At 71.3% G+C, this 24,441-nt stretch carries 28 protein-coding genes; 11 read left to right on the plus strand and 17 right to left on the minus strand.

Annotated features, from left to right (window positions below):
- Positions 1 to 228 precede the first annotated feature (228 nt).
- Complete coding sequence (locus tag AB0E78_RS38800) at positions 229 to 408, plus strand: hypothetical protein (protein WP_361843452.1); 180 nt, start codon at positions 229 to 231, stop codon at positions 406 to 408.
- 91 nt (positions 409 to 499) lie between these two features.
- Here the strand turns inward: AB0E78_RS38800 and AB0E78_RS38805 are convergent, their stop codons facing one another.
- Positions 500 to 1,111, minus strand: coding sequence for an HAD family phosphatase (locus AB0E78_RS38805; protein WP_361843454.1), 612 nt, complete (start codon positions 1,109 to 1,111; stop codon positions 500 to 502).
- Positions 1,112 to 1,485: 374 nt separating this feature from the next.
- On the opposite strand from AB0E78_RS38805, the gene AB0E78_RS38810 reads away from it, so the two are divergent.
- Together AB0E78_RS38810 and lnt are read left to right on the plus strand one after the other, a co-directional pair.
- Positions 1,486 to 2,037 carry a nuclear transport factor 2 family protein gene (locus AB0E78_RS38810; RefSeq protein ID WP_361843457.1) on the plus strand — a complete coding sequence of 184 codons (552 nt, stop codon included), beginning with the start codon at positions 1,486 to 1,488 and terminating at the stop codon, positions 2,035 to 2,037.
- 175 nt (positions 2,038 to 2,212) lie between these two features.
- Positions 2,213 to 4,000 (plus strand): apolipoprotein N-acyltransferase, encoded by a 1,788-nt coding sequence (gene lnt / locus AB0E78_RS38815; protein WP_361843460.1) that lies wholly within the window; start codon positions 2,213 to 2,215, stop codon positions 3,998 to 4,000.
- Here lnt and AB0E78_RS38820 read toward each other — a convergent pair.
- On the minus strand, positions 3,924 to 4,829 hold the full coding sequence (locus tag AB0E78_RS38820) for a Gfo/Idh/MocA family oxidoreductase (RefSeq protein ID WP_361843463.1): 906 nt from the start codon (positions 4,827 to 4,829) through the stop codon (positions 3,924 to 3,926). The two genes, lnt and AB0E78_RS38820, sit on opposite strands and share 77 nt — an antisense overlap.
- A gap of 343 nt (positions 4,830 to 5,172) precedes the next feature.
- Here AB0E78_RS38820 and AB0E78_RS38825 point away from each other — a divergent pair, with 343 nt between their 5' ends.
- Positions 5,173 to 5,628: a hypothetical protein gene (locus AB0E78_RS38825; RefSeq protein WP_361843466.1), complete on the plus strand. Its 456-nt coding sequence runs from the start codon at positions 5,173 to 5,175 to the stop codon at positions 5,626 to 5,628.
- Positions 5,629 to 5,685: 57 nt separating this feature from the next.
- Here AB0E78_RS38825 and AB0E78_RS38830 read toward each other — a convergent pair whose 3' ends face one another.
- Together AB0E78_RS38830 and AB0E78_RS38835 are read right to left on the minus strand one after the other, a co-directional pair.
- Positions 5,686 to 6,174 (minus strand): hypothetical protein, encoded by a 489-nt coding sequence (locus AB0E78_RS38830; RefSeq protein WP_361843469.1) that lies wholly within the window; start codon positions 6,172 to 6,174, stop codon positions 5,686 to 5,688.
- A 97-nt stretch (positions 6,175 to 6,271) separates the two neighbouring features.
- Entirely contained in the window at positions 6,272 to 7,246 is a 975-nt protein-coding gene (locus AB0E78_RS38835; RefSeq protein WP_361843472.1) for a WYL domain-containing protein, read from the minus strand.
- Between the two features lie 138 nt (positions 7,247 to 7,384).
- Here AB0E78_RS38835 and AB0E78_RS38840 point away from each other — a divergent pair, with 138 nt between their 5' ends.
- The gene (locus tag AB0E78_RS38840; RefSeq protein ID WP_361843475.1) at positions 7,385 to 7,804 is read left to right on the plus strand and encodes a DUF3224 domain-containing protein; all 420 of its coding nucleotides are present in this window, start codon (positions 7,385 to 7,387) and stop codon (positions 7,802 to 7,804) included.
- Positions 7,805 to 7,822: 18 nt separating this feature from the next.
- Here AB0E78_RS38840 and ung read toward each other — a convergent pair whose 3' ends face one another.
- The 6 genes from ung to AB0E78_RS38870 form a co-directional block, all read right to left on the minus strand.
- The gene (ung, locus tag AB0E78_RS38845; RefSeq protein ID WP_361843477.1) at positions 7,823 to 8,506 is read right to left on the minus strand and encodes a uracil-DNA glycosylase; all 684 of its coding nucleotides are present in this window, start codon (positions 8,504 to 8,506) and stop codon (positions 7,823 to 7,825) included.
- A 111-nt stretch (positions 8,507 to 8,617) separates the two neighbouring features.
- Complete coding sequence (locus AB0E78_RS38850; RefSeq protein ID WP_361843582.1) at positions 8,618 to 10,078, minus strand: ABC transporter substrate-binding protein; 1,461 nt, start codon at positions 10,076 to 10,078, stop codon at positions 8,618 to 8,620.
- Positions 10,079 to 10,393: 315 nt separating this feature from the next.
- On the minus strand, positions 10,394 to 11,149 hold the full coding sequence (locus tag AB0E78_RS38855; protein ID WP_361843480.1) for an SDR family oxidoreductase: 756 nt from the start codon (positions 11,147 to 11,149) through the stop codon (positions 10,394 to 10,396).
- Between the two features lie 23 nt (positions 11,150 to 11,172).
- On the minus strand, positions 11,173 to 11,934 hold the full coding sequence (gene fabG, locus AB0E78_RS38860; RefSeq protein ID WP_361843483.1) for a 3-oxoacyl-ACP reductase FabG: 762 nt from the start codon (positions 11,932 to 11,934) through the stop codon (positions 11,173 to 11,175).
- 135 nt (positions 11,935 to 12,069) lie between these two features.
- Positions 12,070 to 12,477 carry a DUF3037 domain-containing protein gene (locus tag AB0E78_RS38865; protein WP_361843486.1) on the minus strand — a complete coding sequence of 136 codons (408 nt, stop codon included), beginning with the start codon at positions 12,475 to 12,477 and terminating at the stop codon, positions 12,070 to 12,072.
- Positions 12,474 to 13,265, minus strand: coding sequence for a HipA family kinase (locus tag AB0E78_RS38870; RefSeq protein WP_361843488.1), 792 nt, complete (start codon positions 13,263 to 13,265; stop codon positions 12,474 to 12,476). The genes AB0E78_RS38865 and AB0E78_RS38870 overlap by 4 nt, the downstream gene beginning before the upstream one ends.
- A gap of 90 nt (positions 13,266 to 13,355) precedes the next feature.
- Between AB0E78_RS38870 and AB0E78_RS38875 the strand changes: the two genes are divergently transcribed.
- Entirely contained in the window at positions 13,356 to 13,859 is a 504-nt protein-coding gene (locus AB0E78_RS38875) for a Rieske (2Fe-2S) protein (RefSeq protein WP_361843491.1), read from the plus strand.
- Between the two features lie 10 nt (positions 13,860 to 13,869).
- Here AB0E78_RS38875 and AB0E78_RS38880 read toward each other — a convergent pair whose 3' ends face one another.
- Positions 13,870 to 14,511 (minus strand): cysteine hydrolase, encoded by a 642-nt coding sequence (locus AB0E78_RS38880; protein WP_361843494.1) that lies wholly within the window; start codon positions 14,509 to 14,511, stop codon positions 13,870 to 13,872.
- A gap of 194 nt (positions 14,512 to 14,705) precedes the next feature.
- Here AB0E78_RS38880 and AB0E78_RS38885 point away from each other — a divergent pair, with 194 nt between their 5' ends.
- Positions 14,706 to 15,185: a pyridoxamine 5'-phosphate oxidase family protein gene (locus AB0E78_RS38885; RefSeq protein WP_361843496.1), complete on the plus strand. Its 480-nt coding sequence runs from the start codon at positions 14,706 to 14,708 to the stop codon at positions 15,183 to 15,185.
- 67 nt (positions 15,186 to 15,252) lie between these two features.
- Here AB0E78_RS38885 and AB0E78_RS38890 read toward each other — a convergent pair whose 3' ends face one another.
- Entirely contained in the window at positions 15,253 to 16,155 is a 903-nt protein-coding gene (locus AB0E78_RS38890; protein ID WP_361843499.1) for a LysR family transcriptional regulator, read from the minus strand.
- A 74-nt stretch (positions 16,156 to 16,229) separates the two neighbouring features.
- Between AB0E78_RS38890 and AB0E78_RS38895 the strand changes: the two genes are divergently transcribed.
- Positions 16,230 to 17,270 carry a DMT family transporter gene (locus AB0E78_RS38895; RefSeq protein ID WP_361843501.1) on the plus strand — a complete coding sequence of 347 codons (1,041 nt, stop codon included), beginning with the start codon at positions 16,230 to 16,232 and terminating at the stop codon, positions 17,268 to 17,270.
- A gap of 9 nt (positions 17,271 to 17,279) precedes the next feature.
- Here the strand turns inward: AB0E78_RS38895 and AB0E78_RS38900 are convergent, their stop codons facing one another.
- Positions 17,280 to 18,611 (minus strand): aminotransferase class I/II-fold pyridoxal phosphate-dependent enzyme, encoded by a 1,332-nt coding sequence (locus AB0E78_RS38900; protein WP_361843503.1) that lies wholly within the window; start codon positions 18,609 to 18,611, stop codon positions 17,280 to 17,282.
- A gap of 35 nt (positions 18,612 to 18,646) precedes the next feature.
- Here AB0E78_RS38900 and AB0E78_RS38905 point away from each other — a divergent pair, with 35 nt between their 5' ends.
- The gene (locus tag AB0E78_RS38905) at positions 18,647 to 19,351 is read left to right on the plus strand and encodes a pyridoxamine 5'-phosphate oxidase family protein (RefSeq protein WP_361843505.1); all 705 of its coding nucleotides are present in this window, start codon (positions 18,647 to 18,649) and stop codon (positions 19,349 to 19,351) included.
- The gene (locus tag AB0E78_RS38910; protein ID WP_361843508.1) at positions 19,351 to 19,986 is read left to right on the plus strand and encodes an FMN-binding negative transcriptional regulator; all 636 of its coding nucleotides are present in this window, start codon (positions 19,351 to 19,353) and stop codon (positions 19,984 to 19,986) included. Before AB0E78_RS38905 ends, AB0E78_RS38910 begins: the two co-directional genes overlap by 1 nt.
- 145 nt (positions 19,987 to 20,131) lie before the next feature.
- Here AB0E78_RS38910 and AB0E78_RS38915 read toward each other — a convergent pair whose 3' ends face one another.
- The 3 genes from AB0E78_RS38915 to AB0E78_RS38925 all read right to left on the minus strand — a co-directional run bounded on the left by AB0E78_RS38915 (position 20,132) and on the right by AB0E78_RS38925 (position 23,018).
- Positions 20,132 to 21,121, minus strand: a complete 990-nt coding sequence (locus AB0E78_RS38915) for a DMT family transporter (protein ID WP_361843511.1) — start codon at positions 21,119 to 21,121, stop codon at positions 20,132 to 20,134.
- 163 nt (positions 21,122 to 21,284) lie between these two features.
- Complete coding sequence (locus AB0E78_RS38920) at positions 21,285 to 22,307, minus strand: EamA family transporter (protein WP_361843514.1); 1,023 nt, start codon at positions 22,305 to 22,307, stop codon at positions 21,285 to 21,287.
- Between the two features lie 120 nt (positions 22,308 to 22,427).
- Positions 22,428 to 23,018: a Clp protease N-terminal domain-containing protein gene (locus tag AB0E78_RS38925; RefSeq protein ID WP_361843516.1), complete on the minus strand. Its 591-nt coding sequence runs from the start codon at positions 23,016 to 23,018 to the stop codon at positions 22,428 to 22,430.
- Positions 23,019 to 23,233: 215 nt separating this feature from the next.
- Between AB0E78_RS38925 and AB0E78_RS38930 the strand changes: the two genes are divergently transcribed.
- Entirely contained in the window at positions 23,234 to 23,404 is a 171-nt protein-coding gene (locus AB0E78_RS38930; RefSeq protein ID WP_361843518.1) for a hypothetical protein, read from the plus strand.
- Positions 23,405 to 23,433: 29 nt separating this feature from the next.
- Here AB0E78_RS38930 and AB0E78_RS38935 read toward each other — a convergent pair whose 3' ends face one another.
- Positions 23,434 to 24,249: a putative protein N(5)-glutamine methyltransferase gene (locus AB0E78_RS38935; RefSeq protein WP_361843521.1), complete on the minus strand. Its 816-nt coding sequence runs from the start codon at positions 24,247 to 24,249 to the stop codon at positions 23,434 to 23,436.
- Positions 24,250 to 24,441: the final 192 nt, after the last annotated feature.

The raw sequence follows: 24,441 nt of genomic DNA on the forward strand, positions 1-24,441 counted from the left end.
GAGCCCGGCCGCCACAACGGCGTCAGGGCGATGAATCCCCCACGGCGCGCGGCTTCCGGCGCGTCCCTTCTCCCCTGGATATCAGGGACCACGGGCGGGGACTGCGCGGTGTTGCGCCGTACGGGTGACGGCGTGTGACGCACCGGGGCGCTGTGTGTCCGCTCACTTGGAGGATCTGCCCAGTAGCTGAGAGTTCCGATTGTCGTAGCCATCCCCTAGGCTTGACGCATGCCCTTAACCCCTCAGCCCCCTGGTTCCGCACGGTCTGCCGCGGAACTGAACGAGCGGATCCGCGGTCTGTGGATGCGCGCCGGTGGACGCCTCTCGGTCGAACAGCGCCGTGAATACGAGCAGTTGGTGACCGCATGGGCTGCCGCCGTGCGCGAAGAGGTCGTCAAGGCGGCCTAGCTGGTGAGTTGAGGCCCCGGCGCCCTGCGGGCGCTGCGAGCCCGCCCTTTGAGCCGCCCTCCGGGCTCTCCTGCCCGGTGCTTGCGAGCGCTCAGCCCTGAGCCGTGAACTCCGCGATACGCGCGAGGGTTTCCGCCGTGCCGGTGTGCACGTGACCCGCCATCCCCAGCACCCGCGCCGCCGTGACGTTGTCGGCCATGTCGTCGATGAACAGGGCCCGCGCGGGCTCGACGGCCAGCAGCCGCAGAGCGATCTCGTAGATCCGCCGGTCCGGCTTGGCGCATCCGACCTCGCAGGACAGCACTAGGTGATCGGCGATGTCCGACAGGCCGGCGGCCGACATACGTGCCCGCAGACCGGGCCAGGTGTTGCTGACCACGGCCGTCCGGACGCCCCGCAGCCGCAGGCCGCGCAGGCACGCCACGAGCTCCGCGTCCCAGTGCTCCGCGTCCGCCAGGTCCCGGCGCAGCTCGGCGATCACGTCCGGCCCCGTGCGGAGCCGCCCCCGGACGGTGTCCCACCACGCGTCCTCGCTGACGCGGCCGATGAGAACCCCGGAGTCGTTTCCCTCGTACAGGGCGGCCATGAAGACGGCGTCCCGGATACCCAGCCGCCTGCCCCAGGCCGCCGCGACGGCGGGCAGGTACTCGCGGACGAGCACACCGCCGACGTCGATCAGTACGCCGCGGGTGTGCGGGCTCATGTGCCGTACCTTCGCCGAGTGGCGGCCCCGCCGTCAACGGCTGCCGCGTCAGCCCTTGCCCTGACGCGCCTTCCTCGCGATACGGTGCTTCTGCCGCCCCGTCAGTTCCTTGCGGTTGCCCTGCCGTTCGTACGCCGCGATGCGCTGCTCGTTCTTCACCGGGCCTCCCAGCTCGGAGTGCTCACGCTTCCCCGAGAACGCTCCATGAACACTCCACGAATGCTCGGTGGGCACTCAACTGACCCGCATAATATGGCAGTTGGTCCGCGCTCGACCCGTACCGACCACAACACACGCGCCGCGCCGCCATCTCCTTTCCGGCACGTTTCCGCACACCTCTTGGCTGCGCACCCCCCGTGCCCAACACTGACCCGATGACGCAGCGCGTGGAACTCGCCGCCGTGATGGACCGGTTGGCCATCGACTCCCTCATCACCGAGTACGCAGTGACCGTCGACGACGGCGACTGGGACGCCTACCAGCGGCTCTTCACCCCGGACGGACGCGCCGACTACAGCTCGGCGGGCGGCATCGACGCAAGCGCCGCCGAGGTGGCCGGATGGCTGGCGGGGACGATGGCGCTCTTCCCGATGCGCCAGCACCTGATCGTCAACAGGAGGCTGCGGTTCGGGACGCTCGACCAGGACATCGGCGACATCGCGCAGGTCCAGGCCGACTACGTGAACCCCATGCGCTTCGCCACGAGCGAGGGGGCGAACGACGACGGGCACGAGGACGGAGGGGACGGAGGGGATGGGCATGAGGGCGAGGCCGGCGCGGAGGCCTCGGCCCCGGACTTCATCTGCGGAGGCCGCTACGCCTTCACGGCCCTGCGTACGCACCAGGGCTGGCGGCTGCGCCAGGTGACCGTGCGCGAGAAATGGCGCCAGGTCCAGCAGCGGTCCCGGACGCGTGCGTCCGGCTGAGAAGCCGTGCCGGAGAACATGCCGGAGAACGTGCGGGCAAACATGGACGAAAAGGTGCAGGAAAACGTGCCGGAGAGACCACCGGGACATCACACCGCAGGCGCACTGTCCTAGATCGTCCGGGGCGCGCACACTGGAGGAACGACCGGGTGGCGGGGAGCGAGGGAGGCGCTGCATGGATCTTCTCGGCGACGACCGGGACCGGCGGGGGCCACGCCTTTCGGCCGCCTGGGCCTCTTGGGCCGCCCCGGCATCCTCGGCCTCCTCGGACTCCTTGGCTTCGCGGCTGCTCGCGTCGGCCCGGTGGCGCGGCGTCCTGGCCGTCCTCGCCGGCGCACTGCCCGCCCTCGCCTTCCCCGCCCCGTCGCTGTGGTGGTTCGCCTACGTCGCGCTCGTGCCCTGGATCCTGCTGGCACGCTCGGCGGAGACCGGACGCAGGGCCGCGATCGACGGATGGCTCGGCGGCCTCGGGTTCATGGTGGCGGTGCATCACTGGCTGCTGCCGAGCCTCCATGTGTTCACCCTCGTCATCGCCGCGCTGCTGGGCCTGCTGTGGGCGCCGTGGGGCTGGCTGGTGCGCCGGCTCCTGGGCGGGACGATCACACCGGGGCGGACCACGGCCGCGCTGGTCGTCCTGCCGTCCGCCTGGCTGATGGTCGAACTGGTCAGATCCTGGGAGGGGTTGGGCGGTCCGTGGGGGCTGCTCGGCTCCAGTCAGTGGCAGGTCGCCCCCGCCCTGCGCCTCATGTCCGTGGGCGGGGTGTGGCTGGTCAGCGCCCTGATCGTCACCATGAACACCGCCGTCGCCGCGCTCGTCGCGGCTCATGCCGCCCGCTCACCGGGGGCATCACGCACATCAACGGTGCCCCGTGCCTCGGGGATGCCCAGGAGCTCCGCGGTCTCCGGTATATCCCGGGCGTCCGTGGCCAGGACCCTCCCCGCCACCGCCGGGCTCGTGGCGGTGGCCGCCGTGACCACCTCCGCCTGGGTCTGGGCGCCGCGCCCCGAGCCCACGGGCCGGACGATGCGCGTGGCCGTCGTCCAGCCGGGTGTCATGGACGGGGTCGGCGGTGCCGACAAGCGGCTCGCGCGCGAGGAGGCGCTGACGCGAGGCCTGGCGGGACGGGACCTGGACCTCGTCGTCTGGGGCGAGAGCAGTGTCGGTTACGACCTCGCGGAGCGCCCCGACATCGCCCGGCGGATAGCCGCACTGTCCCGGGACGTCGGCGCCGACATCCTGGTGAACGTGGATGCCCGCCGCTCGGACAAGCCCGGCATCTTCAAGAGCTCCGTCCTCGTCGGCCCCCAGGGCCCGACCGGCGACCGCTACGACAAGATGCGGCTCGTCCCCTTCGGCGAGTACGTCCCCGCCCGCTCGCTCCTCGGCTGGGCGACGTCCGTGGGCAAAGCGGCGGGCGAGGACCGTCGGCGCGGTGAGCGTCCGGTGGTGATGAAGGTAGGGGACGGCCTGAAGGTCGGGCCGCTGGTGTGCTTCGAGTCGGCGTTCCCCGACATGAGCCGGCATCTGACGCGTGAGGGCGCCCAGTTGCTGCTCGCGCAATCGTCCACCTCGTCGTTCCAGTCCAGCTGGGCACCCGAGCAGCACGCCTCGCTCGCGGCGGTGCGGGCCGCCGAGACCGGCCGCCCCATGGTGCACGCCACGCTCACCGGCGTCTCCGCGGTGTACGGCGCGGGCGGCGAGCGGGTCGGGGCGCCGCTCGGCACCTCGGCGAGCGCCACGTCGACGTACGACATACCGCTGGCTAAGGGCGTCACGCCGTACGTCAGGCTGGGCGACTGGCCCGTGCACACAGCCCTCGCCGTGCTCGCGGTGCTGTGCGCGGCGGAGGGCGTGCGGTCCCTGCGGGGACCCGTGAAGGGGCGGCTCAGGCAGCCTGCTCCTGAGCCGCAAGAACCACGCGCTCGCACAGCTCATGGGTCGCCAGCGCATCCCGGGCGCTGAGCACCTTGCCCGCGCGCACGGCGTCGAGGAACGTGAGGACCACCTGCTCGATGCCGCGCTGCCGGGCCACCGGCACCCAGTCGCCGCGCCGCCGCACGCTGGGCTGACCCTTGTGGTCGATGACGTCGGCGAGGTTGAGCACCTGTCGCTTGGTGTCCTGTCCGGACACCTCGAGGATCTCCTCGGTGGAACCGCTCAGCCGGTTCATCATGCCGATCGCGGTGAAGCCGTCGCCCGCGAGCTGCAGCACGACGTGCTCCATGAGCCCGTCCTGGATGCGGGCGCGCACGCCGACGTGCTCGATCGGTCCCGGCGCGAGGAAGCGCAGCGTGTCCACGACGTGGATGAAGTCGTCGAGGACGAGCGTGCGCGCGTCCTCCGGCAGGCCGACGCGGTTCTTCTGCATCAGGATCAGCTCGCGCGGGTGCTCGACGCACTGGGCGTAGCCGGGCGCGAAGCGTCGGTTGAAGCCGACGGCGAGGCTGACCGCGCGCTCCTCCGCCAGCTGCACGAGCCGCTCGGAGTCCGCGAGTTCGTACGCGAGGGGCTTGTCGACGTAGGTGGCGACGCCCGCTTCGAGCAGCCGCGTCACGATCTCCGGGTGGGCGGAGGTCGAGGCGTGCACGAAGGCCGCGTCGATGCCCTGGGCGAGCAGCGCGTCCAGGTCGGTGTGGCAGCGCTCCTCGGGGATGTGGTGGGTGCCCGCGATGCGGGCGAGGGTGGCGGGCGTACGCGTCTGCAGGTGCAGCTCGACCCCCGGCAGGGTGGTGAGCACCGGCAGATACGCCTTCTGCGCGATGTCACCAAGTCCGATACAGCCGACCTTCACCACTGTCCCTGTCTCCTCTACCACTGTGCGAGTTCTGCTCCCGCAGCATACGGCGGCCGCGACGGCTGCCAGCAGGCGCTCGAGACGAGGCTCCGGCACCGCGGGCAGCACCGCCGGGTAATCGGGTGGGTGGGCGGGAAAGATCTGCCGCGCAGCGGCAGGCCAGGGCGGAGTCGGCCCGCGGACACGAACCCCCAGCCCCCACCACGGAGCGGCGAAGCAGCGGGGGGGGGGGGAAGCCAGCCCCCCGTACCCCCGCCGGCCAGAGGCGACCTCACCCATGCGGGCCAACTTCCGCCCGTTCCCTCGCCGAAAGCACCCCCCGCCCCCCAGAGTTGCGCGAATGCACCGAACCACGACCGCCGCCACGCTCCTGGCCTCCGTGGCGGTCACCGCCCTCTCCGGCTGTGTGAGCGTCGAGCGGCACCCCGCCCCAGGTCCGTCCGCCGAGAGCGCCCCGCCCCCGGCGCCCCGCACCGACGGCTACTCCCGCCCCCGGGTCGTGGAGGCCCCCGCCCGCGAGGCCCTTGAGCTCATCGGCCCGCCCCGCGCCCCGGCGCCCCGCACCACCGGCACCGCCCCGACCGTCCCCGCCGCACCCCAGCGCACGGCGCACCCCGCACGGCACTCGGACCCGCCCCCGCGCCGCCACGCCCACCGGCCCGAGGCCGCCGAACCGCCCGCTCTTCCCACCGCCGTGCCCACGACCGCGGACCTCTGCGCCCTGGGCAAGCAGTACGGCGGCTGGCAGCCGGGCAGCCCCGAGGCAACCATCTGCCAGGACGCCTACGGGCCCTGACCCCACCCCACGCGGTCACCCCACCTCAGCCCGCGCCCCCTCCCACCTCACTGCAGGTCACTCCACCTCGCTCCCCTCCCCCAACTGCAACTCCAGCCGTCCGATGGCCGCCCGAATCCCGTCCCCGTACCCGTCGTCCCCCAGTGCCCCGACCACCCCGCGCGCCCGCCGGATGTGGTTGCGCGCTGCCTCGGGGCGGCCCAGCTTCGCGTAGTCCGCGGCCAGGTTCAGGTGCAGGGACGGGTAGAAGCCCCGGACCGCGATCGAGTCGTGGTGTTCGTGCAGGCGCTCGTCCGTGAGCTCGTCCGCCGCCGACAACGCCCGCAGATCCCACGCCAGTTCGTCCGACGGGTCCTCCTGCGTGTCTGCCATGTAATGCGCGAGCGTGCAGCGGTGCAGTGGGTCTCCGTCCTCGCCGATCTCCGACCACAGACCGAGGAAGCGGCCCTGCGCCTCCTCACGGTCGCCTCCGTGGTGCAGCATGACCGCCTGCCCGATCCGGGTCATCATGGCGTCTTCCGCCGCCTGCTCCTGCTGCTCCGCCACCGGGTCCTCCACGCTCGTACGCCCATCGTGCACACCGTCATCGACGCTATCCGCCCTCACCGACAATCACGGTCAGGCGCGATCGGCCGCGAGGCGCTCACGCATACCGCTGGGCCAGGCCGGTGACGGTCCTGGTCAGTGCGGCGCGGAGTTCGGGCGGGCCGAGCACCTCGGCCTCGAGGCCCAGCCTCAGCAGGTCGCTCACCGCGACGGGCAGTGTCTCGACTTCCAGGTCGACCACCCGTCGGCCGTCCGCGTCCGGCTCGCCCGCCGCCTCCACGGCCCGCTCCCCCGCCGCCCCGAACAACGCGGGCAGCAGCCGGAGCCCCGCCGGTGAGATCCGCACGCGCGCCGTGCCCTGCAGCACCCGCGCCCGCAGGTCGCGCGCGGCGCCCTCCCAGTAGGCGGCCAGATCGAACCCGGCGGGCCGCGCGGAAGGCTCGTCCGCCGCCGTCACCTCCAGGAAGCGTGACACCCGGTAGGTACGTACGGCGTCGTCGGCGGCCTCACCCGAAGCTGCCACCAAATACCAGTTTCCCGCCTTGAGCACGAGACCCAGCGGATGCAGCTCGCGCCGCACTTCACCGCCCCACCGCCGGTAGTGCGCCCGCAGCAGCCGCTGACGCCACACGGCGTCGGCGACGACGGACAGCAGCGGCGCGGGATCCGCCGCGCGGAACCAGCCCTCCGCGTCCAGGTGAAAGCGCTCCTGGATCCGCCGTGACCGCTCACCGAGCCCGGCCGGGAGCGCCGCGCCCAACTTGAGCTGCGCGGTGACCAGTTCGGCCCCAAGCCCCAGATCGGCGGCGGCGGCCGGCATCCCCGCGAGGGCGAGGGAGTCGGCCTCGTCGTCCGTGAGTCCGGTCAGCCGGGTGCGATAGCCGTCCATCAGCCGGAAGCCGCCCGCCGGACCCCGCTCGGCGTACACGGGCACACCGGAGGCGGCGAGGGCCTCCGCGTCCCGGTAGACGGTCCGCACCGAGACCTCCAGCTCCTCGGCGAGTTCGGGCGCGGTCACGCGCCCGCGGTTCTGGAGCAGCAGGAGCAGGGCGAGAAGCCGGTCGGCACGCATGGGATCAAGTCTGCACCCGTACCTGACAGAAGGTGTCAGGTACGGGCGCCAAGCTCTTCTCAGGACCCCGGGGGCCACCCCGGCCCGCCGAACCCCGGCACCCCACCAACATCAACACCGCCCCGAGAAAGGCACCCCATGACCACGCGAGCCACCAGCATCGCCACCGGCACCTTCACCTTCTCCCACTGGGACGAGAAGCCGGTCGCCGGAGCGGAGGGCGGCGCCCGCATCGCGCACGCCGCCGTCACGAACGACTTCACCGGCGCCATCGAGGCCACCGGCACCTCCTGCGAGTACACGCTCGTGTACGCCGACGAGACCACCGGCGCCTTCGTGGGCTACGAGTTCATCGAAGGAACCGTCGACGGCCGCACGGGCTCCCTCGTCCTGGAGCAGCGCGGCACGTTCGGCGCCGACGGCACGGTCACCTGCGTCCTGACCGTGCAACCCGGCTCGGGAGCAGGCGAGTTGACGGGCCTCTCCGGCACCGGCGCGTTCACCGCACGGCACGGCGAGCCCACCGTCCCGTACACCCTCACGTACGAGATCGGCTGACCCCAGCCCACGAGGAGGTCAGCCCAGATCCGGAATCCGCCAGTCGATCGGCTGGTGACCCTGCGCCGCCACCGCCTCGTCGATCTGCGTGAAGGGGCGCGAGCCGAAGAACTTCTTCGCGGACAGCGGCGAGGGGTGGGCACCCTTCACGACCACGTGCCGCTCCTCGTCGATGAGCGGGAGCTTCTTCTGGGCGTAATTGCCCCACAGGACGAAGACGGCGGGGTCGGGGCGTTCGGCCACCGCGCGGATCACCGCGTCGGTGAACTTCTCCCAGCCCTTGCCCTTGTGGGAGTTGGCCTCTCCCGAGCGGACCGTGAGCACCGCGTTCAGGAGCAGGACGCCCTGCTGGGCCCACGGCATCAGATAGCCGTTGTCCGGCACGGGGTGGCCGAGCTCCTCCTTCATCTCCTTGTAGATGTTCCGCAGCGAGGGCGGGGTCTTCACGCCCGGCCGCACGGAGAAGCAGAGGCCGTGCCCCTGCCCCTCGCCGTGGTACGGGTCCTGGCCGAGGACCAGCACCTTCACCTGGTCGTACGGCGTCGCGTCGAGCGCGGCGAACACTTCGTCACGCGGAGGGTAGACGGGACCCTTCTCCCGCTCTTCCTCGACGAACTCGGTGAGCTCCTTGAAGTAGGGCTTCTGCAGCTCCTCGCCGAGGACTCCGCGCCAGGACGCGGGCAGCATGGCGATGTCGGTCACGTCAACAACCTCCGGTGTGCGGTCACTTCTCACTCACCGAAGAACCTACCGGCGGCCACTGACAATCAGCGCCGCCCACCGGCTACCGGGCCACGCACCACCAGCCACGCGCTACCAGCTGGTCTTGCGCTGCAGCTCCCACATCATCATGATCGCCGAGGGGTCCAGGGCGCGCTCGCCGCCCGCGATCTCCTCGCTCGCCATGATGTATTGCTTGCCCTGCCACAGCGGCAGCAGCCGCGCGTCGTCGACGAGGAGCTTCTGGGCCCGCTCGAAGTCGTCGGCGACCGCACCCCGGTCGGCCTCACGGCGCGAGCGCGGCAGCACCTCGTCGGTGATCTCCTTCGACGGGTACGGCGTGTTCAGCACGTTCTTCTCGCCGATGAACGGCGCGATGAAGTTCTCCGCGTCGGGGAAGTCGGGGAACCAGCCACGGCCGAAGACCGGGTACTCGCGCTTCTTGGTGCCCGCGTCGAACTCGGTCCAGGGACGGCCCTTGATGGTGATCTTGAACAGGCCCGACGCCTCGAGCTGCCGCTTGATCTCCTTGAACTCTCCCTCGGTCGCCGAGCCGTACCGGTCGGTCGTGTACCAGAGCGTGAGCGGCACGGGTGCGTTGATGCCCGCGCTCTTGAGGATGTTCGCGGCCTTGGTGTTGCTGGGGTCCCCGTAGTCGTCGAAGAAGCCGGTGCCGTGCCCGGTGAGCCCCTGGGGGACCATCGAGTACAGCGGCTCGACGGTGTCCTGATAGATCTTGTGTGCGATGGCCGGGCGGTCGATGACCTGGGCGAACGCCTGGCGGACCGGCTTCTTCCTGGCCCAGGGGTCATCGGGGTTGAACACCAGGTAGCGGATCTCGGTGCCCGAGCCCTCCACGAGCTGGATGCCCTCGCGCGCGTTCTTGTTCGCCTGCATCTCGACGATGTCCCTCGCCGCGAGTCCACGGAAGGTGACGTCGATCTGCTTGTTCTTCAGGGCGTCGACCATGGCGGCCGACTTGTTGAAGTAACGGATCGTGACGGCGTCGTTCTTGCGGTCGGCCGCACCCTTGTAGTTGGTGTTCTTGACCAGGTCCGCGCGGTCACCTGCCTTGTACGCCTCCAGGTCGTACGGCCCCGAGCCCGCGATCGTGGTGCCCTCGCGGAGCTTGTCCGCCGGGTACTCACTGGGGTCGACGATCGACATGGCGGGCGTGGAGAGCACGAACGGGAAGGTGGCATCCGGCTTCTTGAGCCGGAACGTGACCGTCCGGTCACCCTTCGTCTCCACCGAGTCGAGCGACCCGAGCAGACCCGTGGGCCCGCCCTTCACGTCGATGCGCCGCATACGGTCGAAGGTGTACTTGACCGCCTTCGCGTCGAGCGCGTGGCCGTCGGAGAACTTGAGGTCCTCGCGCAGCTCGCAGGTGAAGACCCTGTTCGTCGCGTCGGTGAACTTGCAGGACTCGGCCGCGTCCGGCTCGGGCTCGGCCGCCCCGCTGGGGAAACTGAGGAGCGTCTGGAAGACGTTGCGGTACAGCTCCCAGGAGCTGTCCCAGGCTGCGGCCGGATCGAGGGTGCTGGGAGCACTCATCGTGCCGACGGTGATCCGCTGCTCCTCGTCGGAATCGTCCGACGAGAAGGCCCCGCATCCCGAGAGCAGGGACAGGGAGACCAGCACCGCGGCGGGCCGCAGACCCCGGCGGGGCAGCCCGGCCAGGCCACGGAGACCCGCTGCCGTCACCAGGCGAACTTCACTGAACACGCGCACGCTCCTCGATCGGCCATGCCATGGGGTCGGCAGACAATATCGCAATGCCCCGCCGGGCCAACTTGCGGCGCCGACGGGGCACTTGATGCGCGCGTACGTCCCCTTTAGGGGGTGTACCTCGCGGTTGTGCGGGCTTCGTCAGCCGACGCCCGCATTGAGGAAGATGCCGCCATCGACCACGAGTGTCTGTCCCGTGACCCAGTCGGACTGGCTGGACGTGAGGAACGCTGCGGCGCCCCCGATGTCCTCGGGCACACCGAGCCGCCCCAGGGGGTACGCGGCGGCGGCCTCCTCCTCGCGGCCCTCGTACAGCGCCTGGGCGAACTTGGTCTTGACCACGGCCGGCGCGATCGCGTTGACCCGCACCTTGGGCGCGAACTCGTGCGCGAGCTGCACGGTGAGGTTGATCATGGCGGCCTTGCTCATGCCGTACGCGCCGATGAACGGCGAGGGGGCGACGCCCGCGACGGAGGCGATGTTCACGATCGCGCCGCCGTTCTCGCTCTGCCAGGCCTTCCAGGTCTGCTGGGCGAAGCCGAGCGCCGAGATCACGTTGGTCTCGTAGACCTTGCGCGCCACGTTGAGGTCGAGCTCCGCCATCGGACCGAACACCGGGTTCGTGCCGGCGTTGTTGACCAGGAAGTCGACCCGTCCGAAGGCCTCCATGGCGCGCTCGACGGCGACCGCCTGGTGGGCCTCGTCGTGGGCCTTGCCCGCGACGCCGATGACGCGGTCGGCGCCGAGCTTCTCGACGGCCTCCTTCAGCGCGTCCTCGTTGCGTCCGGTGATGCACACCCGGTCACCGCGGGCGACGAGCGCCTCCGCGACGCCGTAGCCGATACCTCGGCTGGCGCCCGTGACGAGCGCGGCCTTTCCGCTGTCCTGCACAGTCATCTCCGCATCCCTCCGGGACAGAACTAGTTGAGCGGGCCGCCGGCCACGTACATGACCTGACCCGAGACGAAGCCCGCCGCGTCGCCCGTGAAGAAGGCGATGGCGTTGGCGATGTCCTCGGGGCGGCCGACGCGCTGCACCGGGATCTGGGTGGCGGCGGCGGCCTGGAAGTCCTCGAAGCCCATGCCGACGCGGTCGGCGGTGGACTTGGTCATCTCGGTGACGATGAAGCCGGGGGCCACGGAGTTGGCGGTGACGCCGAACTTGCCGAGCTCCTTGGCGAGGGTCTTGGTGAAGCCCTGCAGACCGGCCTTGGCCGCGGCGTAGTTGACCTGGCCGCGGTTGCCGAGCGCGGAGGACGAGGAGAGGTTCACGATCCGGCCGAACTTGGCGTCCACCATGTGCTTCTGGATCGCGCGGGACATCAGGAAGGCACCGCGCAGGTGCACGTTCATGACCATGTCCCAGTCGTCCGCGCTCATCTTGAAGAGGAGGTTGTCGCGGAGCACACCGGCGTTGTTCACCAGGATCGTGGGCGCGCCGAGCTCGTCGGCGATCCGGGCGATGGCCGCCTCGACCTGAGCCTCGTCGGAGACGTCGCAGCCGACGGCGATCGCCTTGCCACCGGCAGCGGTGATCTGCGCGACGGTGTCCTTGCAGGCGGCCTCGTCGAGGTCGATCACCGCGACGGCGCGGCCTTCGGCGGCCAGACGCACGGCGGTCGCCGCGCCGATGCCTCGCGCTGCTCCGGTCACGACCGCGACGCGCTGCTCAGTGGTGGACATGCTGGTTCTCCTCGCCCTTGGGATGCGGCTCCACGGTACGCCCCGATGGTGAGCGACCGCTTAGTACCTTCAGCTGAACGAGACGCTAGAAGCCCTGGCACCCGGTGTCAACGGCACACCGGGGCCTGTGATTCTTTACCTCACCAGGAGGTCGAGGAGTCGGTCCACCTCTGCGGCAGGATCCGCCGTGAGCCCGGTGTGCACCGGCCCCGGCTGTACGACGGTCGAGCGCGGCGCGATCAGCCACCGAAAACGCCGCCCGGCGTCGTCGCGCTCGGCCTGACCTGCCGCTTCGCCGCCCGCGCAGATCCGCTGGACGGCGCCGAGCGCGGCCCTGATGCCGCTCACGTCGGCCCCGGGGTCAAGGGCCCGCAGCTTGCCCTCGTCGAGATGGGTGCGGGCGGCCACGAAGGACTTGGCCCGGCAGTAGACCACCACGCCCGCGTTGAACTGCTCCCCGCGCTCCACGCGGGGCACGACGCGCACGAGGGCATACTCGAAGACGTCCCGCTGGGGCGACTGTGGCGACGGCTGCTCGGTCACTGGGTGGCGCCCTTCCGCTGCGGCTCGGGCAGCTGGATCCGTTCGTGGATGGTCTTGGCGCGCGGCAGCAGGGCCGCCACATAGGCGCGGCGCACGGCGTCCGGGCCGTCGAAGCCGGGCTCGTCCACCAGCCACGCGTCGGGCACGTCGGCCGCGGCGGCGGTGAGCAGCTCCTCCGTGACGAGCGGGGCGAGCTCGGCCGCGGCGGCCGCCACGTCGGGGCCGAACGGGGCCAGGGCGTGGTCGGAGGCGTCGTACGGCTTGGCGGCGGCGGTCTCGGCGGTGCGCCAGTTGTGGTGCCAGATCATGCTCGCGCCGTGGTCGATGAGCCACAGGTCGCCGCCGAAGACCAGCATGTTCGGATTCCGCCAGGAGCGGTCCACGTTGTTGATGAGCGCGTCGAACCACACGACGCGGCCCGCCTCGGCCGGGTCGACGTCGAAGGCGAGCGAGTCGAAGCCGAGCGCGCCCGAGAGGTAGTCCATCCCCAGGTTCAGGCCGCCGCTCGACTTGAGGAGCTCCTGCACCTGCTGGTCGGGCTCACCCAGGCCGATCACCGGATCGAGGTGGATGCCCACCAGGCCCGGCACCCGGAAGCCGAGTCCACGCGCCAACTGTGCGCAGATCACCTCGGCGACCAGTGTCTTGCGGCCCTGTCCGGCTCCGGTGAACTTCATGACGTACGTCGCGTACGTCCCCTGGTCGTCGGCGGCCTCGACGAGGCCGGGGAGCGATCCGCCCTCGCGCAAGGGCGTGGCGTAGCGGACCGCGGTGACTTCGGTGAGCATTGCCCCAGGTTAATGCCGGTCCGAACGCGGCCCGCGCAAGAAGTGCTTGAGCGTTTGAACACAGCGGCACGCGATCTCGTACCACCGGACATGACCATTTCGAAGGAACCTCAGCCCGCGCTCTCCCGCCGCTCCGTCGTCGCGGCGGCGGGCGTCGTCAGCCTGGCCGCCGCACTCGCCGCGTGCGGTGACGGTGATGACGGCGGATACGGCGGGGACGGCGGGGACAGCGGAGACGGCAAGAACACGGACGACTCCACCCCTGCCGCCGAGCAGACGCCCGGCGAGGCCGCCGGTGGCGCCGCCGGGGCCGCGCTCGCCAAGACATCGGAGATTCCGGTGGGCGGCGGCAAGATCTTCAAGAAGGAAGGGGTGGTGGTCACCCAGCCGACGAAGGGCGAGTTCAAGGCCTTCTCGAACCGCTGCACCCATAAACAGTGTCCGGTGACGAGCGTCGAGGGCGGCACCATCAACTGCCCTTGCCACGGCAGCAAGTTCTCCATCGCCGACGGGAGCGTGAAGGCCTCCCCGGCACCGAAACCGCTGCCCGCGGCCGAGATCAGCGTGGACGGCGACTCGATCAAACTGGCCTAGGACCTCGCGGTCACACCGCCCTGGGCCGCTTCCAGGTGCCGAGTATCTCCTGGGTGGTGGCGATGGTGGCCACCAGGGCGAGCGTGTTGCGGATCATCGCGGGGGCGTAGTCGGAGGGGACTCCCGCGATGGCGTCCGACGGCACGACGGCGGTGTAGCCCAGGTTCACGGCGTCGAAGACGGCGTTCGGTATCGCCACGTTCGCCGACACACCGGTCACCAGGAGGGTGCGGCAGCCCAGGTTGCGCAGCAGCGGGTCGACGTCCGTGCCCGCTAGGGGCGAGAGGCCGTGCAGCCGCCGTACGACGAAGTCCTCCTCGGCCACTTCGATGGGCGGCGCGATCCGCACGGCCTTCGTCCCGGAGAGCTGCTGCACGGGCAGCCGTCCCGCGGCACGGAAGAGGCGGGCGTTGTGGTTGGCGCCTCGCCCGTCGGGCCGTCGTTCGGCGACGGCGTGCATCACCTGGACCCCGGCCTGGTGGGCGGCGGAGACGAGCCGGGCGACATTGGCGAGGCAGCCCGACGAGCGTGCCACGTCGGCGAGTTCGGGCAGCGCGCTCTCCGTCCCCACCACGCCCTGTTGGCACTCGACGGTCATCAGTACGGTGCTTGCGGGGTCGAGGAGTTCCCTGAGCTGTTCGTACGACGGCATCGCTCCCCCTGTCCGGATCATCCGGGTCGGCTGGGTCATCCGGGTCGGCCAGGACGACCGGCGCCCGGGATGCGCGGAGGTTAGCCGCCATTGCGTGATGGCGGAAGAGACCGCATGCTTTCCTGACGCACGGTTCTGACGGGCTGTCAGTTCCGGCTGTGCGCCCACCTTTTCCACATGTCGCGGGAGGACCGATGGCCGTCACACAGCGCCGGGGCCGCAGGATCATGATGTCGCCGGGCGAACTCGACGCCTACCTCCGCACGGAGCGCACCTGCCGGGTCGCGACCGTGTCCGCTGACGGCGCCCCGCACGTGAGCGCCCTCTGGTTCGCCTGGGACGGCACGTCCTTGTGGCTCTTCTCCATCACCCGCAGCAAGCGCTGGGCCGATCTGCGGGGCGACCAGCGGATCGCCGTGGTGATCGACTCGGGCGTGGAGTACGGGGAGTTGCGGGGCGTGGAGCTTTCCGGGACGGCGGTCTTCGTCGCCGAGTCACCGCGGATGGGCGATCCCTGCCCCGAACTCGACGCCCCAGAGCGGCTGTTCACCCAGAAGTACTTCGGGATGGACACGATGCCGTACGACGGAAAGCACGCCTGGATCCGGCTCACCCCCGACGCGATCACGTCCTGGGACTTCCGGAAACTGGCGGAACTGCAGGCCCGGCCCTGAGCAGGCCCACCACTGAGCAGACCCGCCCCTCGACAGCCAGGCCGTGGACCAGACCTGCCCGAGAGCCCTAGCGCAGCCCGGCCCCGGTCACCTGGAGCGCCTCCACCGCCGCCCTGATCGACGGGCGGCGGTCGGCGTCCGCGCGCCACACGACGTACACATGACGGCGCACGAGGTTGCGCACCGGGACCGTCCTGATCCCGGCCGGCATCGGGTCGCGCCCCAACTGGGGTGCCACGCACACGCCGAGACCCGCGGCCACCAGCGCGAGCTGGGTGTGGTGCTCCTCCGCGCGGTGCGCGATCCGCGGCTCGATGCCCTTGGCGCGCAGCGTGAACATCAGCCACTCGTGGCAGAACTCCCCCTCAGCCCAGGTGATCCATTCGTCGTCCGCGAACTCCTCCAGGTCCACCTCGGCGCGGTCGGCGAGGGGGTGCGCCGCGGGCATGGCGACATCGGCGGGGTCGTCCAGGAGGGATGCCTTGACCAGGCCGTCGGGCATCGGCAACGGCTTGTTGTACCAGTCGAGGACGACCGCCATGTCGATGTCGCCGCGCACCACGGCGGCGACTCCGGGCTGCGGCTCCATCTCCTGGGAGCGGACGCGCAGCCCGGGGTGCCCAGCACGCAGCGCGGTGAGCGTGGCGGGCAGCAGTCCGCGCATCGCCGTGGGGAACGCCGAGATCCGCAGTTCCCCGACGGCCTTGCCGCGCTGTTCCTCCAGGTCGGACTGGGCGAGCTCCACCTGGGAGAGGATGCGCGCGGCATGCTCGGCGAGCAGCCGCCCGGCGTCGGTGAGGCGTACGCCGCGACCGTTCTTGGCGAGGAGCTGCTGGCCCACCTCGCGCTCCAGCTTGGTCATCTGCTGGGAGACGGCGGACGTCGTGACGTGCAGTCCGGCCGCGGCGCCGCTGACCGAGCCGTGCCGGGCCAGTGCGTCGAGCGTGCGCAGGCGCTCCAGGTTCAACATGTAAGGGATGCTACGCGGTACCCGGCAGTTAATTTCGCTTGTTCTACGAGGTTGGCTGCTTCAGGGTGAAGTGCATGAGCGTCACCACCCCTCCCGGCTCCGCCACCACCACGTCCCCGCACTCCCCTCCCTCCGCTGCCGACTCTGCCGACTCTGCCGACCCTGCCGGCCCGAAGCGGCGCCGCGCCCTCGGCTGGCAGGTCCGTTTCGGCATCCTCTCGCTGATCTGGGGCTTCAGCTTCCTCCTGATCAAGGTCGGCACGGAGGGCTACGCCCCGTTCCAGGTCACCCTGGGACGGCTGGTGTTCGGCACCGCGGTCGTCGCGGTCGTCCTCGTGATGAAGCGCGAACGGCTTCCGCGCGGGGCACGGACCTGGGCGCACCTCACCGTCTCCGCACTGCTGCTCAACGCCCTGCCGTTCTCGCTCTTCGCGTACGCGGAGCTGACGATCCCGTCCACGCTCGCCGGCATCTGCAACGCGACCTCGCCCCTGTGGGGCATGGCGCTCTCCATGGTCGCGCTCTCCGAGGACCGGCCCACGCGGCGCAGGGTCGCGGGGCTCGGCATCGGGTTCCTCGGCGTGCTCACGGTGCTTGGCGCCTGGCAGGGCTTCAGCGGACTCGACTTCCGTGGCACGTCGATGGCGCTGCTCGCCTCGCTGAGCTACCCGGTCGGCTGGATCTACGTGCGCCGCACCCTGGCCGGTTCCGGCCACTCGAACCTCTCGCTGACCGGTGCGCAGCTCCTGGTCGCGACCGCCGAGCTGGCCGTCGTGACGCCGCTGTTCACGTCGCTGCCCACCCACTTCCCCGTCGTGCCGCTCCTCGCGATCGTGGCACTGGGTGCCGTCGGCACCGGGCTCGCCTTCCTGATCCAGTACGGCCTCGTCGCCGAGGTCGGTCCGACGACGGCCCAGATGGTCACGTACTTCGTCCCGGTCATCGCCACCGCCGCGGGCGTCGCCGTACTGGGCGAGTCCTTGAGCTGGTCGACCCCGGTCGGCGCGGTCATCGTCCTGGCAGGCGCAGCCCTCACCCAGTCCAAACCACGGATCCGCCCCACCGAGCCACTCAGGCAGGACGACGGCCCACGGAATCAGCCCGATCACGCCTAGTCGGCCTGGTCACTCATAACGCCGCGCAGGAGCAGGCCCGGTGGCGGATGCGACCGCGTCCGCCACCGCTTCGATGTCCTCGTCCCGGAGCGTCGACACCGTGATCCGTACCCCGGGACGCGCGCTCATCCGGAAGCGCGCCCCCGGAGCGACGGCCCACCCCGCGTGCAGCAGTCTGGCGACCGCCCCGGTCTCGTCCGGCACGGGCACCCACACGTTCATGCCGCTGCGCCCATGCGCTGTGACGCCCCGCTGGGCGAGCGCGGCGATCAGGGCGTCACGCCGTTTCCCGTACGACGCCGCCACCTCGCCCGTGTCCACCGCCCCGTCCGTCCACAACCGCACGACGGCCCGCTGCGACACATGACTCACCCACCCGGGGCCGAGCCGCTGCCGCCCCTGGACGCGGTCGACGGTGACGGGGTCCCCGGTCAGCAGGGCCAGGCGCAGGTCAGGGCCGTACGCCTTGGCGGTGGAGCGGATGAAGGCCCAGCTGCGGGTCGCGCCCGCCAGGGGGTGCAGCGGCAGATCGACGATGGCGTGCCCGTGGTCGTCCTCGACGAGCAGCACATCCTTGTGCGCGGAGAGGACTTTTCGCAGCGCACGCGCGCGTGGAGCACTGATCGCGGCGCCCGTCGGGTTCTGGGCACGGTCGGTGACGACGAGCGCCCGGACGCCGCCACGCAACGCCTCCTCCACGTCGGCGGGCAGCGGCCCGTCGTCGTCGACGCCCACCGGCACCGTGCGCAGTCCGAGTACCGGCATCAGATCCAGCAGGCTGCCCCAGCCCGGATCCTCGACCGCCACCGCGTCACCGGGCTTGAGATGGGCCGCGAGCACACGCTCGATGGCATCGAGGGATCCGGAGGTGACGGCGACAGGACCGTCCGGCACCCCGTCCTCGTCGAGGGCCACGCGCGCGTGGCGGGCCATTTCCGGGTCCACGGCCTCCTCCCCGTACAGCACGGGACGCCGGTCACCCTCCGCGGCGGCCGCCGCGAACGCCTCGGCGAGCGGCGGAAGCAGCGCCGTGTCCGGATTGCCGTTCGACACGTCGCACACACCGTCCGGCACGTCCACCCGGATCAGCTCACGCACCGTCGTCGCGGGCTTGGGGCGTACGCGGCTGCCGCGCCGCCCCGCCGTCTCGATGACGCCGCGCTCCCGCAGCGTGCGGTAGGCGGCGGCCACCGTATTGGGATTCACCCCGAGCCGCTCCGCCAACTCGCGCATCGGCGGCAGAAGTTGACCTGGTTCCAGGTCTCCGCCGCCCACCGCACGCTCCACGCTGGCAGCGATCTCAGCTGCGCGCCGGCCTTCGATCCGATACTCTCCTAGCACAAACCACATTATGCACTAGTGCAATGGAGAAGGCAATGAGCGTCGCATCCGAGTCCGGCATCGAGACCGCCAACGACACCGCCTCGTACGCGCCGACCGACCTCACCGTCCCCACCCGCGGGCGGGACCGTGCGGCGTACGACCAGGAACTGGTGCACGCGATACTCGACGAGGCCTACGTCTGCCACCTCGGTTTCGTGCGTGACGGCGCCCCCGTCGTCCTGCCTACGCTGTACGGCCGGGTGGGCGAGTGCCTGTACGTGCACGGTTCGACGGGGTCCCGGCCGCTGCGGATGGCGGGCGACGCCCCGCAGGAGGACCCGGGGCTCGCGGTCTGCCTGACCGTCACCCACGTCGACGGCCTTGTCCTCGCCAGGTCGGCCTTCCACCACTCCATCAACTACCGCTCCGTGGTGATCCACGGCACCGCACACCAGGTCACGGACCCGGAGGAGAAGCGCGCCGCCCTCGACGCGCTCGTCGACCACGTCGTGCCCGGCCGCTCCGCCGACTCGCGCCCCGCGAACGCGAAGGAGCTCGCGGCGACCGCCGTACTCAGCCTCGACCTCGCCGCGGTCTCCGCCAAGGTGCGCACCGGCGGCCCGAACGACGACCCCGAGGACCTCGGCCTCCCCCACTGGGCCGGCGTCGTCCCGCTGAGCAAGGGCCACGGCCCGCTCATCCCGTCGGCGGACCTGACCCCCGGCATCGACGCACCCGACTACCTGATCGAGCTGTGATGCTGATCCACCCCTGGGACGCACCGCGCTCCGACGCCGAGTGGCAGCAGTGGCTCGCGGGGCACGACTTCGGGCAGCTCGCCGTGAACGGCCTGCCCGGAGAGCCCCCGCACGTGCAGCCCGCGCACTTCGCCTTCGAGTCCGGCCACGGCCCGCTCGGCAGGGTGATCACCCACCTGGCGCGCCCCAACCCGCTGTGGCCCGCGCTCGAAGCCGATCCCGAAGTGCTGCTCAGCGTGGTGGACGACTACGTATACGTGCCGGGCCCCTGGCAGGCGTCCCCGGACACCCCGCCCGAGCACGGCGTGCCGACCAGCTTCTACGCCGCCGTCCAACTCCGCTGCACGGCCCGCGTCGTGGACGACCCGGAGGAGAAGGCCGAGCTCCTGAACCGCCAGGTCGCACACTTCCAGCCGGAGGGCGGCTCGGCCCCGGCCGCGGTGGGCGAGGCACCGTTCGGCCGCATGCTCTCCGGCATCCGTGCCCTGTGCCTCGAAGTGACCGACGTACAGGCGAAGTTCAAGTACGCGAGCCACAAACCGCAGGACGTCCAGGACCGGATCGCGGCAGGCCTCGCGGACCGCGCCGGCCCACGCGACGCAGCGGCACGCGACCACCAACTCCGCCGCCGCTGACCACCCCGCAAGGGGTGCGGGGAACTGCGCGAGCAACCCCCACCGACCCGCGGACGAAACGGCGACAGAACAAGACACAGCAACACAGAGACACAGCACTCGCGGGGCCCGGCACGCAACCACCAGCCGCGCCCCGCGAGCCCCCTCACACCAGGTCCGACACCAGCACCGCCGCCCGCCGCGCGGCGACCGCGCCCCGTGTCTCCGCGACCGCGAGCCCCGTCACGGCGGCCAGCATCAGCAGGGTGCCGAGCACCGTCGACACGGTGAGTTCCTCGCCGAGCAGCACGACCGCGATGACCGCGGCGCTCAGCGGTTCGAGGAGCGTGATCACGGAGACGGTCGCGGACCGGATGACGGCGGCGCCCGCGAAGTACAGGGCGTAGGCGACCGCTGTCGGGATCACGACGATGTACAGCAGGTACAGGCCCATCCGCGCCGGTTCGGCGGCGTGCGGGACGAGGCCCTCCACCGCGGCGAGCGGCAGCAGGCAGACGGACACCACGGCGAACGACCAGACCGTCGTGTCGGACGCGTCGGCGCTGCCGTCCCGCCCCCACCACCGCGTGAGCAGCGTCATCGTGGCGTACGCGGCCGCCGAGAGCAGCCCCCACCCGACGCCGAGCGGACGCACGCTCGCGCCGCCACCGCCGAGGACGAGCACCATGAGCCCGGCCAGCGCCCCGGCCACCGCGACGACGCCGCCGAACCCGAGCCGCTCCCCCATGGTGAACCGGGCCCCGATCGCGATGAGTACGGGGCCCGCCCCCATCGTGACCACCGTGCCGACGGCGAGTCCGGTCGACTCGACGGCCGCGAAGTAGGCGGTCTGGAACACGGCGAGGGCCACGCCGGTCGCCACGATCCGCGGCAGCCTGCGGCGCAGCGGCGCTCCCGCGGCGGCATCGGCGGACCGTCGGCGCGCCCGCATCATGCGGACGGCGAACAGCAGCACGAAGCCGCCCGCGCAGCGCCAGAAGGAGAGGCTGACCGGCCCCATGTCACTGGCCTTGAAGACCAGCGCGGCGGCGGCACCGGCGGTGCCCCAGGCCGTACCGGCGACGATCAGATAGAAGAGGCCTCGTCCGACGGACAGACCGGAGACAGAGGAGGCAGAAGAGGCAGAAGTCGACACATGCGACACGTGAGTTCTCCGCAGAAAGGAAAGAGAAAGTCCTTGGCTCCGTCTGCGGGCAGCGTCGTTCCCCCGGCCATCGGCCGGGTGTGATCCGGGAAGTGCCCGCGCCTAGGCGGCGGGAGGCGGAAGAACGAGCGCGCGTGAATGCATGATCAATACCCTAAACGGCGGTACCGGTCGACGACAACTGCTCTTCCGGCGCGGGCAGCTCGCCCCCGGTCGGCTCCTGCCGGGGCTTGGCGGGCGTGGACGACTGGGCGATGAACGCCCCCGCGAGCACCACCGCACCCCCGATGATCTGCGGCGCCGACAGGTGTTCGCCCAGCATGACCCAGGCGAGCACGGTGGCGATGACCGCTTCCAGACAGGCCACGACGCCCGCCACCTGCGGCGAGAGCCGACGCACCGAGAGCACCCCGGTGACGTACGCCACCACGGTCGCGACGAGCACGATCCAGCCGGTGAGCGCCCACGCGGGCACGGCCGTGCCGTCCATCTCCGCGCTCCCGGCGAGCACCGACCAGTCCATGCCCCAGGGCCGCGCCACGACGGTCAGCACCACGGCACCGATCAGCAGTCCGTACGCGATGACGCCGAGCGGGTCGGGAGCGTCGTCGCCCGCGTCGCTGCCCTGGTCGGACAGGACGAAGTAGCCGACCTGGCAGCACGCGGCGCCCAGCGCGAGGAGCAGCCCCACGGCGTCGAAGCTCAGCCCGGCCCACACCTCGACGACGCAGGCGAGCCCGCCGACGGCGAGCACCACGCCCACCGCCGCGGCGCGCGTCACGGGCCGCCGCTGCACGAAGCGCACCCAGCCGAGGACGAGCGCGGGCGCGAGGTACTCGACCAGGAGTGCGACGCCGACGGGGATGCGGGAGATCGCCGCGAAGTAGCAGGCCTGTACACCGGCGACGGCGAGCAGGCCGAAGCCGAGCAGGAGTGCGGGCCTGCGGAGCAGCAGACCGCGGTGCTTCCAGGCGACCGGCAGCATCACCAGGGCGGCGCCCGCCACTCGCAGCCACACGACGTGGAGCGGGTCGAGACCCGCCTCGATCAGCGGCTTGGCCGCGACGCCCGAGCCGCCGAAGGCGGCCGCCGACCCCAGGGCGAGCCCCAGGCCGACGCCTCTGCCCTGGCTCGGCCGCGAGCCTGTCTGATTCCCCTGAGACGCTTGCACCGGCACATCATGGCAGGACGTGTCATGAGCGTCACCCCCGATAGACCCTGTCTCAATCGGCGGACTCAATCGGCGGACTCTTCATCGGCCCCATCGACGCGCTCACCGACGGACTCATCGACGAACTCAGTCGACGGACGTCTCCGCGTACGGATCGGCGAACGCGTCGGCGGCGGTCCCGGTGAGCGGATCGGCCTCGATCCGCCGCAGGATCACCTGCGCGTCGGCCCCTGCCCGCGCCAGGACCTCGACCGCGCGGTTGTCCGGGTCGGCGAGGAGCCCCGCCAAGAGGTCGATGCCCAGCGCCCACGGTTCGCCACGGCGATCGGCCCGCTCGAAAGCCGCCTCCATGGCGGTACTCGCGGACGGCGACCAGCCCGTCTCCTTCACGGCGGCACTCTGGCCCGCTTCCACCACAGGCACCGCTCCGGAGTCCTCGACCGTCCCCTGCCACTGCAGGCCGTACCCGATGCTGCGCTGGACGAGATAGCCGAGGAGCCGCGCCACTTGCGCCCCCTCGTCGAAGACCGCCCGCACCTCGGGGTCGGCCTCCAGGAGGGAATGCAGCAGATGCGCGGTGTCGATCTGCCGGTCCCCGTCCCGAACCGCACGCCGGCGCGCGCCGACCACCACCGACGCCAGCGCGGCGCTCACTCGGGAGTCGGTCTCTGTTCGGATAGGGCCGGGCTCGGCACCCTGCGGTGTACGGCTTTGCACATCTCCCACCCCATCAGTCCCCGAGGGCGGCGTCATCGGCGGCGGGAAGCATCTTCGCGTCCGACACAAGTTGGGTACGCATGCGCGGCTTCTCCTCCTTACGGATGAGATCCGACCGTTCTTCCCCGAGGGGCGTGCGCCGCCTTGATTCACGCCGGGCACGCAACCACGGCGCACCCGCCACTCGTCTTTCAGGCATGGAGTGCAGGTGCTGGATGGTCGCGCTGCCGGCGATAGACGGCAGGCAGTACGTGTACCGGGTGTACGCACCCGAAAACGCGCTGCCCGCCGACCTCTTCTGGGAAGCCTGGCACTGCCACGACGAAGGCCCGTTCCCCAGGGCGTGCGATCTCTTCGACGCGGCGGTGATAAGCAAGGTGGGCTGACGCCCGCCCGCGCCCCCGCCGTGTCCGGCCTACGCGGGCCGCGTCCCGATGACGACCGTCGCGTACATCTCCTCGTCGCTCACCGACCGCGGCACGAGACCGCCCCCGGCGACCGCTTCCAGCGCGTACGGCACCTGCCGCTCGCTCGTCTCGAACAGCAGTCGGCCGCCGGGCGCCAGCCAGTGCGCCGCGTCCGCGGTCACCCGCCGCAGGACGTCCAGGCCGTCCGCTCCGCCGTCGAGCGCCACGCGCGCCTCATGGACGCGTGCTTCCGGCGGCAGCAGACCGACTTCTTCGGTGGGTACGTAGGGGACGTTCGCCAGCAGTACGTCGACGCGGCCACGGAGTGCCTCCGGCAACGGCTCGTAGAGATCGCCCTCGTACACCCGTCCGCCCGCGTCGGCGACGTTGCGCCGCGCGCAGCGCACGGCGGCGGGGTCGATGTCGGCGGCGTACAGCTCGACCCGGCCGACCGCGGCGCCGAGCGCGGCCCCGAGAGCGCCCGATCCGCAGCACAGGTCGACGACGACGGCACCGGGCGGGGCCAGGGCGGCGGCCTGCTGCACGAGGAACTCGGTGCGCCGCCGGGGCACGAAGACGCCCACGTCCACGGCGATCCGCAGCCCGCGGAACTCCGCCCACCCCAGGACGTGTTCGAGCGGCTGACCGGTGACGCGGCGCTCCACCATGGAGGCGAGTTCGGCGGGGTCACGCGCGGCGCCGACGAGCAGCGCCGCCTCGTCCTCGGCGAAGACACAGCCGGCGGCGCGCAGCCTGGTGACGACGGTGGAAGGGGTGAGGGACGTTATGGACGATGACGCGGGTGATGAAGGTGAAGCCGACATGAGAAGAGAAACCTTTCGGGACGCCCGTGGGGCTCCCTCGGTCACCTATGCCGGGTGAACCGCGCGGTCGCGAAGGGGGAGCACCCGACCTGCTGCTGCGGTAATGGGTCTCACCTCCTGGGTCCGTCTCCCCGCGTCCGTCGCAGGGGAGGGCCACAGTACCCGACCCGGTTCCGGGCAGCCTCGCCGGAG

Origin of the sequence: Streptomyces sp. NPDC032198, assembly GCF_040636975.1 — a bacterium.
In the GTDB taxonomy this organism is placed as follows: domain Bacteria; phylum Actinomycetota; class Actinomycetes; order Streptomycetales; family Streptomycetaceae; genus Streptomyces.

Excerpts from the sequence above, each read along its gene's own strand:
- AB0E78_RS38910 (WP_361843508.1), top strand. The coding sequence starts at position 19,351 with ATGCTGATCCACCCCTGGGACGCACCGCGCTCCGACGCCGAGTGGCAG.
- AB0E78_RS38895 (WP_361843501.1), top strand. The coding sequence starts at position 16,230 with ATGAGCGTCACCACCCCTCCCGGCTCCGCCACCACCACGTCCCCGCAC.
- AB0E78_RS38890 (WP_361843499.1), bottom strand. The coding sequence starts at position 16,155 with ATGTTGAACCTGGAGCGCCTGCGCACGCTCGACGCACTGGCCCGGCAC.
- AB0E78_RS38800 (WP_361843452.1), top strand. The coding sequence starts at position 229 with ATGCCCTTAACCCCTCAGCCCCCTGGTTCCGCACGGTCTGCCGCGGAA.
- AB0E78_RS38825 (WP_361843466.1), top strand. The coding sequence starts at position 5,173 with ATGCACCGAACCACGACCGCCGCCACGCTCCTGGCCTCCGTGGCGGTC.
- AB0E78_RS38810 (WP_361843457.1), top strand. The coding sequence starts at position 1,486 with ATGACGCAGCGCGTGGAACTCGCCGCCGTGATGGACCGGTTGGCCATC.
- AB0E78_RS38805 (WP_361843454.1), bottom strand. The coding sequence starts at position 1,111 with ATGAGCCCGCACACCCGCGGCGTACTGATCGACGTCGGCGGTGTGCTC.
- AB0E78_RS38935 (WP_361843521.1), bottom strand. The coding sequence starts at position 24,249 with ATGTCGGCTTCACCTTCATCACCCGCGTCATCGTCCATAACGTCCCTC.
- AB0E78_RS38880 (WP_361843494.1), bottom strand. The coding sequence starts at position 14,511 with ATGCCGTCGTACGAACAGCTCAGGGAACTCCTCGACCCCGCAAGCACC.
- AB0E78_RS38875 (WP_361843491.1), top strand. The coding sequence starts at position 13,356 with ATGACCATTTCGAAGGAACCTCAGCCCGCGCTCTCCCGCCGCTCCGTC.
- AB0E78_RS38855 (WP_361843480.1), bottom strand. The coding sequence starts at position 11,149 with ATGACTGTGCAGGACAGCGGAAAGGCCGCGCTCGTCACGGGCGCCAGC.
- AB0E78_RS38835 (WP_361843472.1), bottom strand. The coding sequence starts at position 7,246 with ATGCGTGCCGACCGGCTTCTCGCCCTGCTCCTGCTGCTCCAGAACCGC.
- AB0E78_RS38905 (WP_361843505.1), top strand. The coding sequence starts at position 18,647 with ATGAGCGTCGCATCCGAGTCCGGCATCGAGACCGCCAACGACACCGCC.
- AB0E78_RS38850 (WP_361843582.1), bottom strand. The coding sequence starts at position 10,078 with ATGAGTGCTCCCAGCACCCTCGATCCGGCCGCAGCCTGGGACAGCTCC.
- fabG (WP_361843483.1), bottom strand. The coding sequence starts at position 11,934 with ATGTCCACCACTGAGCAGCGCGTCGCGGTCGTGACCGGAGCAGCGCGA.
- lnt (WP_361843460.1), top strand. The coding sequence starts at position 2,213 with ATGGATCTTCTCGGCGACGACCGGGACCGGCGGGGGCCACGCCTTTCG.
- AB0E78_RS38885 (WP_361843496.1), top strand. The coding sequence starts at position 14,706 with ATGGCCGTCACACAGCGCCGGGGCCGCAGGATCATGATGTCGCCGGGC.
- AB0E78_RS38840 (WP_361843475.1), top strand. The coding sequence starts at position 7,385 with ATGACCACGCGAGCCACCAGCATCGCCACCGGCACCTTCACCTTCTCC.
- AB0E78_RS38930 (WP_361843518.1), top strand. The coding sequence starts at position 23,234 with ATGGTCGCGCTGCCGGCGATAGACGGCAGGCAGTACGTGTACCGGGTG.
- AB0E78_RS38870 (WP_361843488.1), bottom strand. The coding sequence starts at position 13,265 with ATGCTCACCGAAGTCACCGCGGTCCGCTACGCCACGCCCTTGCGCGAG.